1 rRNA gene is annotated in these 362 nt (G+C 39.8%); it reads left to right on the plus strand.

Going from position 1 to position 362, the window contains the following annotated elements:
- Nucleotides 1-88: ribosomal RNA gene (locus tag BOQ64_RS22715) — 16S ribosomal RNA — on the plus strand; the annotation flags it as partial.
- Nucleotides 89-362 lie beyond the last annotated feature (274 nt).

Below are 362 nucleotides of genomic sequence, written 5' to 3' on the forward strand. Positions count from 1 at the left end.
ACAGGAGCTGCCTAGGGTAAAACAGGTAACTAGGGCTAAGTCGTAACAAGGTAGCCGTACCGGAAGGTGCGGCTGGAACATCTCATTTTAGAGCGTCTTAAGACGATAAAAAAATTAGTGTCCTAGACACAAAGTACTTGCTTAAAAGTATAGCTTTAGTTTTTTGTTTGGTTGATTTATATTAAAAATACAAAACCCACTAGAAATTAGTAAAGGGATTGAGAGAGACAAGGATGAAGATAAGAGAGTCAGTTTAATCTGAAATCTATTATCTGAAATCTGTTAGTCTAACAGACAGTCTCGTAGCTCAGCTGGTTAGAGCGCTACACTGATAATGTAGAGGTCGGCAGTTCGAGCCTGCC

The organism is Chryseobacterium sp. CH25 (assembly GCF_004119455.1).
In the GTDB taxonomy this organism is placed as follows: domain Bacteria; phylum Bacteroidota; class Bacteroidia; order Flavobacteriales; family Weeksellaceae; genus Chryseobacterium.